At 62.9% G+C, this 18,266-nt stretch carries 14 protein-coding genes; 4 read left to right on the top strand and 10 right to left on the bottom strand.

All coding sequences use genetic code 11. The features are described 5' to 3' along the window. Positions 1-185 precede the first annotated feature (185 nt). The 8 genes from GYA95_RS04190 to ppsA all read right to left on the bottom strand — a co-directional run bounded on the left by GYA95_RS04190 (position 186) and on the right by ppsA (position 8,526). Positions 186-1,223: an OmpA family protein gene (locus GYA95_RS04190; protein ID WP_004376136.1), complete on the bottom strand. Its 1,038-nt coding sequence runs from the start codon at positions 1,221-1,223 to the stop codon at positions 186-188. Positions 1,224-1,334: 111 nt separating this feature from the next. Further along, complete coding sequence (gene sigX / locus GYA95_RS04185) at positions 1,335-1,901, bottom strand: RNA polymerase sigma factor SigX (RefSeq protein ID WP_003248665.1); 567 nt, start codon at positions 1,899-1,901, stop codon at positions 1,335-1,337. Between the two features lie 112 nt (positions 1,902-2,013). Then, positions 2,014-2,838 (bottom strand): mechanosensitive ion channel family protein, encoded by an 825-nt coding sequence (locus GYA95_RS04180; protein ID WP_004376138.1) that lies wholly within the window; start codon positions 2,836-2,838, stop codon positions 2,014-2,016. A gap of 2 nt (positions 2,839-2,840) precedes the next feature. Further along, the gene (locus GYA95_RS04175) at positions 2,841-3,113 is read right to left on the bottom strand and encodes a hypothetical protein (RefSeq protein ID WP_004376140.1); all 273 of its coding nucleotides are present in this window, start codon (positions 3,111-3,113) and stop codon (positions 2,841-2,843) included. Between the two features lie 214 nt (positions 3,114-3,327). Continuing rightward, positions 3,328-4,323, bottom strand: a complete 996-nt coding sequence (locus GYA95_RS04170; protein ID WP_013971669.1) for a zinc transporter ZntB — start codon at positions 4,321-4,323, stop codon at positions 3,328-3,330. A gap of 27 nt (positions 4,324-4,350) precedes the next feature. After that, complete coding sequence (gene rraA, locus GYA95_RS04165; RefSeq protein WP_015269495.1) at positions 4,351-4,842, bottom strand: ribonuclease E activity regulator RraA; 492 nt, start codon at positions 4,840-4,842, stop codon at positions 4,351-4,353. 213 nt (positions 4,843-5,055) lie between these two features. After that, positions 5,056-6,048 (bottom strand): alpha/beta fold hydrolase, encoded by a 993-nt coding sequence (locus tag GYA95_RS04160; RefSeq protein ID WP_015269494.1) that lies wholly within the window; start codon positions 6,046-6,048, stop codon positions 5,056-5,058. A 102-nt stretch (positions 6,049-6,150) separates the two neighbouring features. Continuing rightward, positions 6,151-8,526, bottom strand: a complete 2,376-nt coding sequence (gene ppsA, locus GYA95_RS04155; protein WP_015269493.1) for a phosphoenolpyruvate synthase — start codon at positions 8,524-8,526, stop codon at positions 6,151-6,153. A gap of 177 nt (positions 8,527-8,703) precedes the next feature. Between ppsA and ppsR the strand changes: the two genes are divergently transcribed. Then, positions 8,704-9,522, top strand: a complete 819-nt coding sequence (gene ppsR / locus GYA95_RS04150; protein WP_015269492.1) for a posphoenolpyruvate synthetase regulatory kinase/phosphorylase PpsR — start codon at positions 8,704-8,706, stop codon at positions 9,520-9,522. Positions 9,523-9,652: 130 nt separating this feature from the next. Here the strand turns inward: ppsR and GYA95_RS04145 are convergent, their stop codons facing one another. Next, the gene (locus GYA95_RS04145; protein WP_015269491.1) at positions 9,653-14,518 is read right to left on the bottom strand and encodes an NAD-glutamate dehydrogenase; all 4,866 of its coding nucleotides are present in this window, start codon (positions 14,516-14,518) and stop codon (positions 9,653-9,655) included. Positions 14,519-14,792: 274 nt separating this feature from the next. On the opposite strand from GYA95_RS04145, the gene GYA95_RS04140 reads away from it, so the two are divergent. Continuing rightward, positions 14,793-15,146: a hypothetical protein gene (locus GYA95_RS04140; RefSeq protein ID WP_013971664.1), complete on the top strand. Its 354-nt coding sequence runs from the start codon at positions 14,793-14,795 to the stop codon at positions 15,144-15,146. Positions 15,147-15,305: 159 nt separating this feature from the next. Here GYA95_RS04140 and GYA95_RS04135 read toward each other — a convergent pair whose 3' ends face one another. Continuing rightward, positions 15,306-16,211 (bottom strand): LysR family transcriptional regulator, encoded by a 906-nt coding sequence (locus GYA95_RS04135; RefSeq protein ID WP_015269490.1) that lies wholly within the window; start codon positions 16,209-16,211, stop codon positions 15,306-15,308. 124 nt (positions 16,212-16,335) lie between these two features. Here GYA95_RS04135 and lysA point away from each other — a divergent pair, with 124 nt between their 5' ends. Together lysA and GYA95_RS04125 are read left to right on the top strand one after the other, a co-directional pair. Continuing rightward, positions 16,336-17,568 (top strand): diaminopimelate decarboxylase, encoded by a 1,233-nt coding sequence (lysA, locus tag GYA95_RS04130; RefSeq protein ID WP_015269489.1) that lies wholly within the window; start codon positions 16,336-16,338, stop codon positions 17,566-17,568. A 234-nt stretch (positions 17,569-17,802) separates the two neighbouring features. Beyond that, positions 17,803-18,246, top strand: a complete 444-nt coding sequence (locus tag GYA95_RS04125) for an acetyltransferase (protein ID WP_015269488.1) — start codon at positions 17,803-17,805, stop codon at positions 18,244-18,246. The last annotated feature ends 20 nt before the right edge of the window (positions 18,247-18,266 follow it).

Here is an 18,266-nt window from a genome sequence, read left to right as displayed (position 1 = left end):
CATCCCTGTAGGAGCAGCCTTGCGCTGCGAAGAGGCCGGTAAGGGCAATGGTATTCTGTTGCTGTAATGGCCTCTTCGCAGCGCAAGGCTGCTCCTACAGGCATTGTGCAGGCTTTGAGACCGGATAAATCCCAGGCAAAGAAAAACCCGGCCGAAGCCGGGTTTTTCATGAAGCTTCAAACCAATTACTTGGCCTGGGCTTCTACCTGAGCTTCAACGCGACGGTTGACAGCGCGGCCTTCTTCGGTGGCGTTGTCGGCAACCGGACGGGTTTCGCCGTAGCCAACCGAATCAACACGGCTGGATTCTACGCCGTACTGCTGGGTCAGGACCTGCTTGACAGCGTTGGCACGACGCTCGGACAGCTTCTGGTTGTAAGCGTCTGGGCCGACGGAGTCAGTGTGACCTTCCACGGTGGTGGTGGTCTGTGGGTACTGCTTCATGAAGTCAGCCAGGTTCTTGATGTCGCCGTAGCTGTTTGGCTTGACGACCGACTTGTCGAAGTCGAACTTGACGTCCAGCTCAACGCGAACGACTTCGGCAACAGCCGGGCAGCCATCAGCGTCAACGGTAACGTTGGCCGGGGTGTCAGGGCACTTGTCGACGTTGTCGCAAACGCCGTCGTTGTCGGAGTCGGAGCACACTTCGGCAACTGGGGCCGGAGCGACTTCAGCTTGCTTCGGGCTACCGCCGAAGTTCAGACCAACACCAACGGTCGGGCCCCACTCGGTGTTGCCGTTGTCGATGTTGTACATGGCTTCTACGCCAGCACGGGCGAAGAACATGTCGGTGATGTACCACTTGGCGCCAGCGCCAACGTTGGCGAAGGTGGAGTGGTCGCGGCCGCTACGAGTGGCCTGGCCCAGGCTCTCGTGAGCGAAACCGGCGGAAACGTACGGACGCAGAGCGTCGCCAACGGTACCGAAGTGGTAGGTAGCGTCGAGCTTGGCCTTGGAACCTTTGATGTCTTTGTTGAAGACTTCACCACGAGCGTTGTGGGTCTCGTTGTAGCCGAGGTCCAGGGAAACGTCGTCGGTCAGGAAGTAGCCCAGGCGAACACCAGGATTGGTGCCGTCGTTCTTGAAGTTACGTTCGCTGTCGTAGTACTGCTTGGTAACGTTGCCTTCGATTTCCACAGCGCCTTGGCCTTGAGCCAGAACGCCGAACGAAGTAGCAGCGACGAGCGAGCCAATGGCCAAGCCCAAGGTGTTTTTCAATTTCATCCGTTAAATCCCCATCTGGTGATAGTTAAGCAGTCCCACCACAAACAAGGGGGACAACTCGACGGCAAGTCTAGCAGAACTCGCCGGTTCGTTAGAGATATTTGCACGCCACTAAGTTTCATCGAGGCCGGCAAATTTCTCCCGAAGCTTGTCTAGCGCGCGCTTGTAGCGCATTTTTGTCGCGCTCAGGCCCATGTGCATGATGTCGGCAATTTCCTGAAATTCCAGCTCTGCGACAAAACGCAGCACCAGGATTTCCCGGTCAATCGGGTTCACATGCACCAGCCATTTGTCCAGCCCGCCTTTTTCTTCCGGCTTCGGAGCCTTGTCTTCGGACGCCTCTTCGACAGGGTCCAGACTCAAGGCATCCATCAGCCGACGTTTACGGCGCTCCTTGCGGTACTGGGTAATGCATTCGTTGTAGGTGATGCTGTAGAGCCAGGTCTTGAACTTGGACTTACCCTCGAAGTTCTTCAGCCCGTACAGCACTTTCAACATGACTTCCTGACAGACATCGTCCGCGTCACGGTCGTTCCCCAGATAACGCGCACAGACGTTGAACAGGGTCCGTTGGTAGCGCCGCATGAGCTCCTCATAGGCGCGGGTAACGTGATACAGCTCTTCATGCGAACGCGCCACCAACTCTTCGTCGGTGAGCTCGCGAGGGTCATAACGCATGGGCGGCGAATGAACTTTATTCAAAACGGATCTGGCCGACAGTCAGGTCAATGTCGCCGCGCGACCCCGTGGGTCGATTTTCGCGGCGGCATACATTAACAGCTTTGTGCGGTTAGCGGCTATTGACTCGCTGCTCAAGCAACTCGCGATTGGACAGCGAAACCAGTTCGCCATCATCGGTCAGCAGCGTCGTCTTGACCGTGCCGATTTCCTCGATGTGCCCTTCGACCTCTCCAATTCGCACTTGCTGGCCCACCTGATACAGTTCGCGCACGTAGATGCCGGCCAGGATCTGCCCGGCGATTTCGCGGCTACCCAGGCCCATTGCCAGCGCAACGGCCAGACCAACGGTAATCAGCCCGATCACGATCACATGGTTCAGCAGGTCGGTTTTCACCTCCAGCTGGCTGATGGCCACCGAGATGCTGATGATGATCACCAGGCCCTGGGTGATACGCCCCAGGCCTGCCGAGTACTCCAGGCCGATGCCTTCGGCAGCGCCGCGTACCAGGCCGTTGGCCACCTGGGCCAGCAGCACGCCGGCCAGCAGCACCAGGGCTGCGCCGAACACCTTCGGCAGGTAAAGGGCAAGCATGTCGAGGGTTGCCGAAACCCGCTCCAGGCCCAGCGACTCTGCGGCCGAGACCAGGAAGATGAGCAGCACGAACCAGTAGACGATCTTGCCGATCAGGGTGGAGATGGGTACCTGGATGCCGACCCGGCCGAGCATCTTGGTCAGGCCGGTGCCGGCCATCAGGCGGTCCAGGCCGAACTTGGCCAGCAGTTTGGACAGCAGCGTGTCGAGCAGCTTGGCCACCACGAAACCGAGCAGCACCACGACCAGCGCGCCAAACAGGTTGGGGATGAAGTTCGCTACCTTGGTCCAAAGGGCAGTCATGGCGGTGACCAGGCTCTGGGTCCAGAGATCGAGTTCCATATTCAATCGGCCTTATCTGCTTTGCTGCCGTTGGCAGCGTTGCGGGAAGAGTGTCGACGCACCGGCGCAACATGCGCCGCGCCATTGTTCACGGCGATCAGCAGCGCCTGGCTCCAGCGGCCAAGCAGGCTGAACAGATCGCCCGCGCCAACCTGGCGGTTGGCGGTTTTCAGCACGCGACCCAGGCAAGCGGCGTCGTCCCGGTCGTCCCGGTCATTGCCGGAGGGGGACGCCTTGAGCAGGTCGCGCAGGGATTCTTCAAACGGATCGTGCATGGGCACCTCGCGCAGTGTCAGTCAGAGACGAGATGGCCGGTCGATGGGTCACACATCGCATTGGGACGAGTGTTTCAAAATGAATGACGCTTGCCTGCACTGGCCCTATCGCCGGCAAGCCAGCTCCCACAGGGGTACCACAAGCCTTGAAACCTGTGGTGTACCTGTGGGAGCTGGCTTGCCGGCGATAGGGCCGGTGCAGGTCAATGAGCATCTATACCCACCGCAACCGCCGAAACAGCCACCACTGCCCCACCGCAAGCCCCAGCACGACGATGCAGGCGAACAGGAAACCATAGGGGTTTTCCGCCCCGGGGATGCCGCCGACATTGATGCCCAGCAGCCCGGTGATGAAGCTCATGGGCAGGAAGATGCAGGTGATGATGCCGAAGCGGTACATGGTGCGGTTCATGCGCTCGCTACGCCGGCGATCCTGGCTTTCCAGCACCAGCGCGGCACGTTCGCGGGTCAGTTCCAGCTCTTCGAGGTAGCGGATGAGGCTGTTGTTCAGCTCGTTCCAGTAATCGGCATCGGCATCGGCGAACCAGCTCCATTTGCTGCGCGACAACTGGGCGTAGATTTCCCGCTGCGGGGCAAGAAAACGCCGCAGACCGGCGGCACGCCGGCGGATCTGCTGCAGGCTGCCGTTCTCCGGGGTATACCGTTCGTCGGATTCAACCTTTTCTTCCTCAATGTCGGCCAGTTCGGACAGGTCGCTGACCAGGCCCTGAACCTTTTCGGTGAGCAGTTCGCCCATCAGCAGCAACAGCTCGGAAGCCGATTTCGGGCCCCTGCCCTCTTCCAGCTGCTGGAGAATCTCGTCACTGGCGCGCAACGGCCGCAGGCGCAGCGAGATGACCCGCTGCGCCTCGGCAAAGATACGCACCGAGACCATGTCTTCCGGCTCTGCACCCGGGTTGAGGTTGACCCCACGCAGGAACAGCAACAACTGTTCATCGGCCATGGGCAGCAGGCGCGGCCGGGTGTTTTCTTCCAGCAGCAGCTCGCAGGCGAACGCGCTCAGGCCGCTGTCGTGCAGCAGCCAGGTGCGGGTTTGCGGATGGCTGCGATCCCAGTGCAGCCACAGGCTTTGCTCGGGTTGCAGCTGCAGGTCGTCCAGTTCGGTACGGGCAATCGAGCGCGCGCCACCTTTGCCATCGAGCACCAGGGCGTGCACCAGCCCCCACTGCGCGTTGTCTTCCTCGAACATCAAAGCTCCATCAGCGCGGGCGGCGCCTTACTCAGGCATTTTCAACGGGCTTGGCGAGACCAGCACGCCATTGTTGTCGGCATACACATACTCGCCCGGGCGGAAGGTCACCCCGGCGAAGGTCACTGGCACGTTGAGGTCGCCGATGCCGCGCTTGTCGGTCTTCATCGGGTGGCTGGCCAGGGCCTGCACGCCGACGTCGGTCTGGATCAGCACGTCGACGTCACGCACACAGCCGTAGATCACCAGGCCTTCCCAACCGTTCTTGGCAGCCTTTTCGGCAAGCATGTCGCCGAGCAGTGCGCGACGCAGCGAGCCGCCACCATCGACGACCAGGACCTTGCCCTTGCCATCGAGCTCGACCTGCTCCTTGACCAGCGAGTTGTCTTCGAAGCACTTGATGGTGACGATCTGGCCACCGAACGAATCGCGGCCGCCGAAATTGCTGAACATCGGTTCCAGCACCTGCACCAGGTCCGGGTAGGCATCACACAGGTCGGGCGTAACGTAATGCTGCATGGGAAGCTCCTGTCAGTCACAACGAAAGCGGGTATCGGCCAAGGCTACACCGTAGAGCCCGTTGCAGTCATCCAGGACCGAACGGTCATGTTTTGCCTGTACCGGCCCTATCGCCGGCAAGCCAGCTCCCACAGGACCCCGCTGGCTTCAGGCTAGTGGTACTCCTGTGGGAGCTGGCTTGCCGGCGATAGGGCCAGTACAGATACAGCAGAATCAACTGGCGGGCACAGGCTCCGCCACCACCGTGGATTCATGCACCGGCACCAGCGGATCCCGCAGCCAACGCTCCACCAGCGGCCACACCTGCACCTGCGCGGCCTTGCTCACCAGCATGTCGACATGCCCGAAAGCGTCGAAGCCTTCCTCGAGCCCCAGCCGCAGAAACTGCTTGCGCTCACCGCCAAATTGCTCGAACAGCTTGCGGCAGGCCCACACCGGGTCCTGGAAGTCCCCCGCACCAGCCACGGCCAGCAGCGGCACATCCACCTTGGCCAGCCCCGCCCACCAGTCGCTCTGTTTGTCGCCAAAGCGCCCGAACAGGCCATGCCAGCGCATGCTTTCCAGGGCCAGGCCGATCGGCTCATCCTCCGGCCCACGCTTGAAACGCGGCCCGGAAATCTGCCCCCAGCGCTTGAGCAGCAGCTTCGCCCCCCAGGCCAGGGGCGGCACCTTCAACGGCCAGTACACGCGGCTGATCTGGGTACCGAACAGCGCCACGCTGGCCACCTGCTCGGCAGGCAGAAAGCCACCGCCCAGCGCTGCCGCCAGGGTCGTACCACCCAGGGAATGGCCGACCCAGTGCGGCGTCTGGCCCGACTGCTCGCGCACGAACGCGGCAATCAGCGGCAGGTCATCGCGGGCATAGGCGGCAACGCTGTTGTGCTTCCAGTCATGGTTGCGCGGCGACAGGCCATGGCCGCGCATTTCCGGGATCCACACATCGAAGCCGGCGCGGGCGAGATAGGCGCCCAGGCCAACCCCTTTGGGGGAATACCAGAAGCGGCGGTTGGAGAAGCTGCCGTGCAGGAGAATGACCGGTACGCCCTGGGCCTGGCCCTGATCGGCCAGCCCCAGGCGGGTGACAGCCAGCTCGACGCTGGGGTCAGGGCTGTTGCCGGCCTTGATCCGGTACACGTCTTCGCTGAGGTCGCCGCGGCGTTCGGCACTGAGCAGGGCCACGGGGAATAGAGTGCTGCTGCTTTGCATAAGGTTGCTTGGTGCACAAAAAAGGGCGGGATCCATTGCTGGAGCTCGCCCTGGAAAAAACCAGGCGGGGGTACGCCAGACGTACCCCCGCGTTTTACTGCATCAGACCGCGCCCTGGCCTTCAGCCAGGTAGAACCAGGTTTCGAGTACCGAGTCCGGGTTCAGCGACACGCTGTCGATACCCTGCTCCATCAGCCACTTGGCCAGGTCCGGGTGGTCCGACGGGCCCTGGCCGCAGATGCCGATGTACTTGCCAGCCTTGTTGCACGCGGCAATGGCGTTGGCCAGCAGCTTCTTCACCGCAGGGTTACGCTCGTCGAACAGGTGGGCGATGATGCCCGAGTCACGGTCCAGGCCCAGGGTCAGCTGGGTCAGGTCGTTGGAGCCGATCGAGAAGCCGTCGAAGTACTCCAGGAACTCTTCGGCGAGGATGGCGTTGGACGGCAGTTCGCACATCATGATCACGCGCAGGCCGTTGTCGCCACGGGCCAGGCCGTTTTCGGCGAGCAGGTCGACAACCTGGCTGGCTTCACCCAGGGTACGCACGAACGGCACCATGATCTCGACGTTGGTCAGGCCCATCTCGTTGCGCACGCGCTTGAGCGCACGGCACTCGAGCTCGAAGCAGTCACGGAACGATTCGCTGATGTAGCGCGAAGCGCCACGGAAGCCCAGCATCGGGTTTTCTTCTTCCGGCTCGTACAGCTTGCCGCCGATCAGGTTGGCGTACTCGTTGGACTTGAAGTCCGACAGGCGCACGATGACCTTTTTCGGGTAGAAGGCCGCAGCCAGGGTGCTGATGCCCTCGACCAGCTTCTCGACATAGAAGCCTACGGGGTCGTTGTAGCCGGCGATGCGCTTGTCGACGCTGTCCTTCAGGTCGGCTGGCAGGCCGGCGTAGTTCAGCAGCGCCTTGGGGTGCACGCCGATCATGCGGTTGATGATGAACTCCAGGCGCGCCAGGCCGACACCGGCGTTGGGCAGCTGGGCGAAATCGAAGGCACGGTCCGGGTTGCCGACGTTCATCATGATCTTGAATGGCAGGTCGGGCATGGCGTCGACCGAGTTCTGCTTCACATCGAAGCCCAGCTCGCCCTCGAAGATGAAGCCGGTATCGCCTTCGGCACAGGACACAGTCACACCCTGGCCGTCTTTCAGCACCTGGGTGGCGTTGCCGCAACCGACCACGGCCGGAATGCCCAGCTCACGGGCGATGATCGCCGCGTGGCAGGTACGCCCGCCACGGTTGGTGACGATGGCGCTGGCGCGCTTCATCACCGGTTCCCAGTCCGGGTCGGTCATGTCGGAGACCAGCACGTCGCCCGGCTGGACCTTGTCCATTTCCGATACGTCGTTGATCACGCGGACCTTGCCGGCGCCGATGCGCTGGCCAATGGCGCGGCCTTCGACCAGAACGGTGCCTTTTTCTTTCAGCAGGTAGCGTTCCATGACGTTGGCGCTGGAGCGGCTCTTCACCGTCTCGGGGCGCGCCTGGACGATGTACAGCTTGCCGTCGTCACCGTCCTTGGCCCATTCGATGTCCATCGGGCGCTGGTAGTGCTGCTCGATGATCATGGCCTGCTTGGCCAGCTCGCTGACCTCGGCATCGGTCAGGCAGAAGCGCGCGCGCTCGGCGCGGTCCACTTCGACGGTCTTGACCGAACGGCCGGCCTTGGCTTCTTCGCCATAGACCATCTTGATCGCCTTGCTGCCCAGGTTGCGGCGCAGGATGGCCGGGCGGCCTGCCTGCAGGGTGTTCTTGTGCACGTAGAATTCGTCAGGGTTGACCGCACCCTGCACCACGGTTTCGCCCAGGCCGTAGGCGCCGGTGATGAACACCACGTCGCGGAAGCCCGACTCGGTGTCGAGGGTGAACATGACGCCGGCGGTGCCGGTTTCGGAGCGGACCATGCGCTGCACGCCGGCGGACAGGGCCACCAGCTTGTGGTCGAAGCCCTGGTGCACGCGGTAGGCGATGGCACGGTCGTTGAACAGCGAGGCAAACACTTCCTTGGCCGCGCGGATCACGTTGTCGACGCCGCGGATGTTGAGGAAGGTTTCCTGCTGGCCGGCGAACGAGGCGTCCGGCAGGTCTTCGGCGGTGGCCGAGGAACGCACGGCAACGGCCATGTTGTCGTTGCCGGCAGCCATTTCGGCGAAGGCCGTACGGATTTCCGAATCCAGACGTGCCGGGAAGTCGGCTTCCATGACCCACTGGCGAATCTGCGCGCCGGTCTTGGTCAGGGCGTTGATGTCATCCACATCGAGTGCGTCGAGCGCGGCATGGATACGGTCGTTGAGACCACTCTGTTCGAGAAAATCGCGGTACGCCTGCGCCGTAGTGGCAAAGCCGCCCGGCACCGATACACCAGCACCTGCGAGGTTGCTGATCATCTCGCCCAGGGATGCGTTCTTGCCCCCCACATGCTCCACATCATGGACGCCGAGCTTATCGAGGGAAACTACGTACTCTACCAAGGTGATCTCTCCACTAACTGTGTTGGAAAAGCTCAAGGGCGCCCGCCTGCCTTCGTTGACTTGGCCGGACGCTTGTGGCCTGTACCTGGAAAATAAGTGAGAATGCCGACAGCCGCATTCGGCAAACCGAACTTATCATATCCAAGAAACGTCATCAGCTTAAGGCCCAGATCGCAAATGAAACGAACCGCGTTCTTCATCTCCGACGGCACCGGCATCACCGCCGAAACCCTGGGCCAGAGTCTGCTCGCTCAATTCGAGAGCATTCCGTTCAATAAATTCACCCGTCCCTACATCGATTCGCCGGAAAAGGCGCGGACCATGGTCCAGCAAATCAACGCTGCGGCCGAGCGCGATGGTGTACGCCCGATCATCTTCGACACCATCGTCAATCAGGACATCCGTGAGATCCTGGCTACCTCGAATGGCTTCATGATCGACATCTTTTCTTCGTTTTTGTCCCCGCTTGAACAAGAATTGACTGCCCATTCGTCGTATTCCGTCGGCAAGTCGCACTCCATTGGCGGCAATTCCAACTACATGGAACGCATCGAGGCGGTGAATTTCGCCCTGGACAACGACGATGGCGCACGCACCCACTACTACGACAAGGCCGACCTGATCCTGGTAGGCGTATCGCGCTGCGGCAAGACCCCCACCTGCCTGTACATGGCCATGCAGTTCGGCATCCGCGCCGCCAACTACCCGCTGACCGAGGAAGACATGGAGCGCCTGCAGCTGCCGGCGGTGCTGAAAAAGCACCATAACAAGCTGTTCGGCCTGACCATCGACCCCGACCGCCTCACCGCCATCCGCCACGAGCGCAAACCCAACAGCCGCTATTCCAGCTTTGCCCAGTGCGAGTTCGAAGTGCGCGAGGTGGAAAACCTGTTCCGCCGGGAGAACATTCCCAACATCAATTCCACGCATTTTTCGGTGGAAGAGATTTCGGCGAAGATCCTGGTGGAGAAAGGGGTGGAGCGCAGGTTCAAGTAAGCCTGTACCGGCCTCTTCGCGGGTAAATCCGCTCCTACAGGGGCCTCACTACGCTCAAGCCTTGTGATAGCAGCACAGGAATAAAAAAGCCCCGGCATCGCTGCCGGGGCTTTTCATTTCAGCTCATGGCTCAGGACGGCACCACCGCCGCCTGCCCGCTCATGGCCAGGTCGACCAGCTCGCGGTTGGCCACCGCGTACATCGCATAATCGGTACCCGTTGCATTGCGCAGGTCATCCAGCATGGCGCGCCAGCGCTCCACCATCACCCGGTGCTGCTCGGCCCACAGCGCCACGCGGGCGTCCATGTCTTCCGGTGCATCGGCCATCTGCAGTACCGAGATGGTGATCGCCCGCTGCTGCAGGTCGATGTCGTCGCGGAACGCCTCGCGGGCCAGCGCCTGCCAGTTGTTCTCCACCGGCAGGTTGCTGATTTCCTGCAGGTACCAGGTCAGGTCCAGTGCGCTGCCCACGGCGAAGAACGCCTTGGCCACCTGCGCCGGGTCATGGCCGGTAACGTCCGAAGCCTCGATGATCGGCAACAGGGTGTACAGGTGGGTAGTACCAGCCACCATGCGCGCCAGCAACTCCGGCACACCAGCCTCGACGAAGCCTTGGTAGCGCACCATCCAGCGCTCGCGGGTCGGGCCTTCGAGCAACTCGTCGAGCTTGAGCCCCAGTTGCGCGATCTTCGGCCCGAAGTGCGCGGTGTCGCGCCCGGCGTCCTGCTCGTTGCGGCGGCTGCGCAGGAACCAGCGGGTGGCACGACGGCCCAGGCGCATCAGCTCGTCCATCAGGGTCAGCTGGATTTCCGCCGGCACCTGGTAGTCCAGAGCCTCGATCTGACGGAACCAGTGCGGCAGGTGGAAGATGTCGCGCACGATCACGTAGGCCCCGGCCACGTTGGCCGGGCTCATGCCGGTCGACTCCTTCAGGCGCTGGACGAAAGTGATGCCCATGTTGTTGACCAGGTCGTTGGCGATCTGGGTGCTGACGATTTCGCGCTTCAGGCGGTGGCGGCGCATGGACTCGGCGAATTTGCTGACCAGCGACGGCGGGAAAGCGGTTTCCATGTCGCGGGTCAGGTAGTCGTCGTCCGGCACCAGCGACTTGAGCAGCTGTTCCTTGAGGTCGATCTTGCTGTACGAGATCAACACCGACAGCTCGGCGCGGGTCAGGCCCTGGCCGGCGGCCAGGCGTTCGGCCAACTGCTCTTCGGACGGCAGGAACTCGATGGCACGGTCCAGCTTGCCACGGGCTTCCAGGTCGGCCATCAGGCGCTTGTACTCGGCAATCCGCTCGCGGGCGCGGCGGGCCGCCAGCGACAGCGCCTGGGTTTGCTTGTAGTTGTTGCCCAGCACCAGGCCGGCCACTTCGTCGGTCATGCTGCCCAGCAGCTGGTTGCGCTGCTTCTCGGTCATGTCGCCACCCTGCACCACTTCGTTGAGCAGGATCTTGATGTTGACCTCGTGGTCGGAGCAGTCCACGCCGCCGGCATTGTCGATGAAGTCGGTGTTGGTGGCGCCGCCATGCAGGCCGAACTCGACCCGGCCAAGCTGGGTCATGCCCAGGTTGCCGCCCTCGCCCACCACCTTGCAGCGCAGCTCGTTGCCATTGACCCGCAGCGCGTCGTTGGCCTTGTCGCCGACGTCGGCGTGGCTCTCGGTGCTGGCCTTGACGTAGGTACCGATGCCACCGTTCCACAGCAGGTCTACCGGTGCCTTGAGCAGCGCATTGAGCAGCTCGGTCGGGGTCAGGCGATCGGCTTCGATGGCGAAGCGCTCTTTCATCTGCGGGCTGATGGCGATGCTCTTGGCACTGCGCGGGAAGATCCCGCCGCCTTCGGACATGATGCTGGTGTCGTAGTCGCTCCAGGCCGAGCGCGGCAGGTCGAACAGGCGCTTGCGCTCGGCAAAGCTGGACGCAGGCTCCGGGTTCGGGTCGATGAAGATGTGCAGGTGGTTGAACGCCGCCACCAGTTGCAGCTTGTCGGACATCAGCAGGCCGTTGCCGAACACGTCGCCGGCCATGTCGCCGACGCCAATGACGGTGATCGGGTCTTCCTGCACATTGATGCCGCGCTCGCGGAAGTGGCGCTGCACGCCCACCCAGGCGCCGCGCGCGGTAATGCCCATCTTCTTGTGGTCGTAACCGGCCGAGCCGCCCGAGGCGAAGGCGTCGCCCAGCCAGAAGCCGTAGTCGATGGCGATGCCGTTGGCGATGTCCGAGAAGGTCGCGGTGCCCTTGTCGGCCGCCACCACCAGGTACGGGTCGTCATCGTCATGGCGTACCACGTTGGCCGGCGGCACCACGCCACCGTCCTTCAGGTTGTCGGTGATGTCGAGCAGGCCGGAAATGAAGATGCGGTAGCACGCCACGCCTTCGGCGGCGATCTCGTCACGGCTGCCGCCCAGCGGCAGGCGGCGCGGCAGGAAGCCGCCCTTGGCGCCGACCGGCACGATCACCGAGTTCTTTACCTGCTGGGCTTTCACCAGGCCCAGCACTTCTGTGCGGAAGTCTTCCTCGCGGTCGGACCAGCGCAGGCCGCCGCGGGCGACGTTGCCAAAGCGCAGGTGCACGCCTTCGACCCGTGGCGAGTAGACGAAGATCTCGAACTTGGGCACTGGTTTAGGCAGTTCGGGGATCAGCTTGGGGTTGAACTTGAAACTGAAGTACGACTTGTTGTGGCCGTTGGCGTCCGGCTGGTAGAAGTTGGTGCGCAGGGTGGCCTTGATCAGGTCCAGATAGCGACGCAGGATGCGGTCTTCGTTGAGCACCTGCACGTCGTCCAGCGCGGTCAGGATGGCTTGCTCCAGGCGCAGTTGCTTGTCATCCAGGTCTTCCTGGGTGAGCTTGCGCGCCAGGTAGAAGCGGGTCTTGAACAACCGGGTCAGCTCGCGGGCGATGTCGGTGTGGTTGTTCAGGGTGCTGGCGATGTAGCCCAGGTCGAAGCCCAGGCGAATCTGCTTCAGGTAACGGGCGTAGGCGCGCAGCAGCGCCACGTCGCGCCATGGCAGGCCGGCGGTCAGCACCAGGCGGTTGAAGGCGTCGTTCTCGGCATCGCCGCGGACGATGTGGATGAAGGCATCCTGCAGGGTGTCGTTGAGCTGCTGGATGTCCAGGCTCAGGCCTTCGCTGTAGGTGAAGGCGAAGTCGTGGATCCAGTAGCCGCGGCCACTGGCATGGCGCAGGCGGTACGGGAACTCGCCGAGTACGCGCAGGCCAAGGTTCTCCAGGATCGGCAGCACGTCGGACAGCGCCAGCGGCGTGTCGGCGTGGTACAGCTTGCAGTGCAGGGTGCGTTCCCCGACCTGGGTCAATGGCTGGTAGAAGCTCATCGCCAGCGGCTTGCTTTCCGACAGGTTCAGCACGTGCTGCAGGTCGACCACTGCCGAGTGCGCGGCGAAGCGCTCGCGGTAGCCGGCCGGGAAACCTTTGGGGAAGTCGGCGAGGATGTTGGTGCCCTGGGCTTCGCCGAAGTTCTCGATCACCAGCGCCGAGTAGTCGTCATGCCACGAACGACAGGCCTGGATCACTTCGCGTTCCAGCTGCTGCGGGTCGATGTCGATGCGGTTTTTCGGGTCTACCCGCAGAATCAGCTGAACACGTGCCAGCACCGATTCGGAGAAGAAGGTCCAGAACTCGCAGTCGCTGGCCTTCAGGCGCTCCATCAGCACCTGCTGGATCTTCTGCCGCACTTCAGTGGAGTAGATTTCCCGCGGTACATAGGCCAGGCAGTAGCAGAAGCGGCCGTATGGGTCCTTGCGCAGGAACACGCGGATCTTGTTGCGTTCCTGGATCTGCACGATCGACATGACGGTGCTGAACAGCTCGTCGACCGGGGTCTGGAACAGGTCGTCGCGCGGCAGTACTTCCAGTACCTGGGCCAGTTCCTTGCCCAGGTGGGCCTTGGGATCGAAGCCCGAGCGGCGCTCGACTTCGGTGACCTTCTGCCGGATATAAGGGATGGCATGCACGCTTTCGCCGTACACCGACGAGGTGTACAGGCCCATGAAGCGGTGCTCCTTGATCACCTTGCCGTCGGCGTCCAGCTGGCGGATCGACACGTAGTCCGGGTAGGCCGGGCGGTGTACGCGGCTTGGCAGCGCGGCCTTGGCGAACGACAGCAGCAGCGGTTCGTTGAGGTAGGCCACGGCGTAGTCTTCGATGCGCAGCTCGTCGCTCGTCAGGCCCACGCGCAGGCGACGCGGCAGGCCGAGGAACGACTGCTCGTCGTAGACCATCTGGCCGCCATCGGCGTCGCCCTTGACGGTGAATTCTTCATAGCCCAGGAAGGTGAAGTGGTTGTCCAGCAGCCACTCGAGGAAAGCCTTGACCTCGCCCTTTTCGTTCTGCGCCGGGCCAAAGGCGGTCTGCTCCACCTCCGCAACCACTTCACGCAGCTTGGCCTTCATCGGTTCGAAGTCGGCCACCACCACCCGCACCTCGGCCAGCACCTGCTCGATCTCGCGGGCCAGTACCGTCAGCTCGGCGGCGTTGGCGCAACGGTCGATCTCCATGTACATCAGCGACTCATGGCGTACGTCCTCGCCCTGGGTGCCCTTGGGCAGCAGTTCAAGCAGCTCGCCCTTGGCGCCGCGGCGCACGCTGAGCACGGTGGTCTGCAGGGTGTGGATGCTGTAGCCGCGGCGGTTGAGCTCGGTGCGTACCGAGTCGACCAGGAACGGCAGGTCGTGGTGCAGCACTTCGACCACGCTGTGGGTCGATTGCCAGCCATTACGCTCGTAATCGGGGTTGTACACCCGTACTTGCGGGTATTCGGGGTCGAAACGCTCGATGATGCGCCAGGCTGACAGGGTGCAGCCGGCCAGGTCGGAAAGCCTGCGTTGGGTGAGTTCGTCCAGAGAGATGATGCCGAAGAACTGCTCGGCGAACAGCGCGACTTGTGGCAGGGACTGTTCGCTGATGTGCTGCGCCAGGGCCGCTTGCAGTTGATGCTGGAAGTCGGCTTTGCTGGCTGCGGTGAAGAACGCCATCTGTGGTACTCCGCTTGGGCTTTGTAATAATTGAAGCGTCGCTGCGTGCGCCGTCTACGGATCAACGATAGCCAACCCGTGGCAAGGCGGACGGTAAAACCAGGCGTTGAACGTGCGCAGGCACGCCCAGGGCTCGCCGAAGCTTAACGACTGATCGGTCATCAAGGCTTGCAGCGCTGCGACAATTTCGGTCAAGGGGGGGTAACTTTACGTTTATGCCTGTCGGCAAGACTGTCAGAATTCCCTTCCGTTTCCTTTGATCCGAGCCTTGTCCATGCAAATCAATACTGCCCTGCTGTTCGCCACCCCTTGCGATGACGAGGAAGACAACATGGCGACCCTGTGCTGCCACAGCGACAAGGGTCAGATGTTCCTGCTGACCCGCTACCCGGACGAAGACACCGTCGACCTGACCCTGGATGACGAGCCGTCGACGCTGGATGGCCTGAAAGTAACCCTGAGCGCCAAGCGCCTGCTGATCGAAGTGGCGGCCGGCGACCGGGATGCGCTGAAGGGGGATGAGGTGCTGGAGATCAACCTGACCAGCGAGTTGAGTGACATGGATGAAGTGAAGGAAACCCTGGAGAACATCCTGGCCGGGACCGGCACCTTCGTTTGCGAGCTGTGACAAACTGAATACCGGCGCTGCCCCTGTGGGAGCGGGCATGCCCGCGAACACCGGCACAGCCGGTGCCATCCATCGCGTCGCCTGCTTCGCGGGCTTGCCCGCTCCCACAGTGATCGCGCCAGTTTTTAGGTTTTGTGCAAGGCAGTTCCCCCACAACGATCATGCCAGCGCTTGCTGCATCTCCCGAGCCTGCACCCGCAACGCCTGGCAAAACGGCTCCACCGCCGCCGACGCCGGCCGGTGGTCCGGCCTGATCAGCATCACCTGGTACGGCACCGAGACCCGCAACCGCCGAATTGGCAACCCGCCCTGCGCCGCCTCCAGGCCGCTCAGCGGGTTGATGATCGCCACCCCCAGGCCTTGCCTCACCATGGCGCACACCGAGGCAGCACTGGTGGTCTCGATGACCGTGCGGCGGTTCACCCCTGCCGCGCGAAAGTGCTGGTCCAGGCGCTGCCGGTAGGTGTCCAGGCTGGCCAGGTTGATGAAGTCGACCTCGTGGAAATCGCTCAGCTCCAGCTCGGCCCTGGCCTGCAACGGGTGCCCGTCGGGCAGCACGCACACCATGTTGGCGCTGAACAGCAATTCGCCGTAGGCGCCACGCGGTATCTGCTCTACCTCGGTCAGGCCCAGGTCATGCTGCTGGGCAACCAGCGACTCCTCCAGCAACGGCGACTCCTGCGCCAGGATACTCACGCTCACGCCCCGGTGCTGCTGGTGAAAGCGCTGGCAAGCCTTGGGCAGCAAGGTCTGGGAAAACAGCGGCAGGCAGGTAATGGCCAGCCGGCCCTGCTCGAAATTGCGGATGGCCTGGGCAAAGCGGTCGATGCGCTCCAGCCCTACGTAGGCCCGCTCAACCTCCTCGATCAACAGCAGCGCCTGGGCCGTCGCCACCAGGCGGCCACCTTCGCGCTCGAACAGGTTCAGCCCGGTTACCTGCTCCAGCCGCGCCAGCTCACGGCTGACGGTGGGCTGCGAGGTAAACAGCAGGCGCGCCGCACCGGTGACGCTGCCAGCGGCCATGATGGCGCGGAACACTTCGATATGGCGGACGGACAGTTTCACGGGCAACACCTGGCAAGTCGGTAATAGTCATATCAGATATGAATGGCCGACATAAAAATAGCTATTTTTCTGAATTCCTGCTTTGGCTCATCCTCGTGGCCTTCCTTATATGAGTAGCGCCGCCATGACTGCACCCTTCACTCTTCTGGCCGATGCTGTCCGCCAGCACGGCTCGCCGCTGTGGGCCTACGACGCCGGCACCATCGCCGAGCGTGTCGAACAGCTGAAGGTGTTCGACACCGTGCGCTTCGCCCAGAAGGCCAACCCCAACCTGCATGTGCTGCGCCTGATGCGCGCCCACGGCCTGGTGCTGGACGCAGTGTCGCTGGGCGAAATGGAGCGGGCTTTTGCCGCGGGCGCCAGCGTGGATGGCGACCCTGCCGGCGTGGTGCTGACCTGCGACGCACTGGACCGGCCGACCCTGGAGCGGGTGGTGGCCTCGAAGATCGAAGTCAACGCCGGTTCCATCGACATGCTGCGCCAACTGGGTGAACGCTCGGCCGGCCACCGCGTGTGGATCCGCATCAACCCCGGCTTCGGCCATGGCCACAGCCGCAAGACCAACACCGGCGGCGAAAACAGCAAGCACGGCATCTGGCACGAAGAGCTGGGCGAAGCGCTGGCCTGCGTGAAAACCCATGGCCTGCACCTGGTAGGGGTGCACATGCACATCGGCTCGGGGGTGGATTACCAGCACCTGGAGCAAGTGGCCCGCTCGATGATCGAGCTGATCGGCCGCCTGGGCGTGGACATCGAGGCGTTCTCCATTGGCGGCGGCCTTTCCACCCCGTACCGCAGCAGCGACAAGCCGGTCGACCTGCAACGCTACGCCCGGACCTGGGCCGTGGCCCGCAAGGAAATCGAAGCGATGCTGGGCCACCCCGTGCGCATGGAGATCGAGCCAGGGCGCTTCCTGGTGGCGGAATCGGGCTACCTGGTGGCCGAGGTACGCGCCGTGAAGCAGGTGGGCCGCAACACTTTCGTCATGATCGACGCCGGTTTCAACGACCTGATGCGCCCAGCGATGTACGGGGCCTACCACCGCATGACCCTGCTCGACGCCAACGGCCAACCGGTGGACCGCCCACGGCAGCCGACCGTGGTGGCCGGGCCGCTGTGCGAGTCGGGTGATGTGTTCACCCAGGATGACCAGGAACTGACCCCGCACGACCTGCCCCAGGCGCAGGTGGGTGACCTGCTGGTGATCCACGACGCCGGGGCCTATGGCGCGTCGATGTCATCGAACTACAACAGCCGGCCGTTGCTGCCGGAGTTCCTGATCGAGGATGGAGCGCTACGGATGATTCGCCGCAGGCAGACGGTGCAGGACTTGCTGGGCCTGGAGGCGGGCATCTAGATACCGTTTTTCAGGCAGATTGCCCAGCGCGTTGGGCTGCGCTGCCACGTAGAGAACTGAATTCGCAAGCGGTACGCGTACCCTGTGGGAGCGGGTTTACCCGCGAAAGGGCCGGCCCGGGCAACACATCAGCTGATGCCCTGCCCCACCGTCCATTGCCCCGCCCCACACAATCCGGGTACCCTTTTTCTTCCTCCCGGCCTCCCCGGCCATACACCGCCCAGGCATGACTCCATGATCATTCGCCAAAGTATCGCTGCAGACCACCCGCAACTGCTCGATATCTGGCTGCGCGCCGTGCGCGCCACGCACCACTTTCTACAAGCGTCCGACATCGACGCGCTGCTGCCGCAATTGCGCGACGTCTACCTTCTGGCCGTCGAGCTCTGGGTCGCGGTTGACACCGAAGACCGCCCGCTGGGCTTCATCGGTTTCAATGGCAACCACGTGGAAATGCTCTTCGTCGCCCCCGAACGCCATGGCCAGGGCGTAGGCCGCGCGCTGCTGGACTTCGGCCGCCAGAAGCACAGCGTGATGAGCGTCGATGTCAACGAGCAGAACCCGCAGGCGGTGGGGTTCTACCGGCACTATGGTTTCATCCAGACCGGCCGTTCACCGCTGGATGGCGAAGGCCGGCCGTTCCCCTTGCTGCATATGAGCCTGCCCGCACAGGCTTGATTTCCGGGGCCGCATTGCGC

The organism is Pseudomonas asiatica (genome assembly GCF_009932335.1).
In the GTDB taxonomy this organism is placed as follows: domain Bacteria; phylum Pseudomonadota; class Gammaproteobacteria; order Pseudomonadales; family Pseudomonadaceae; genus Aquipseudomonas; species Aquipseudomonas asiatica.
This window is presented reverse-complemented; position numbering and strand designations above follow the sequence as displayed.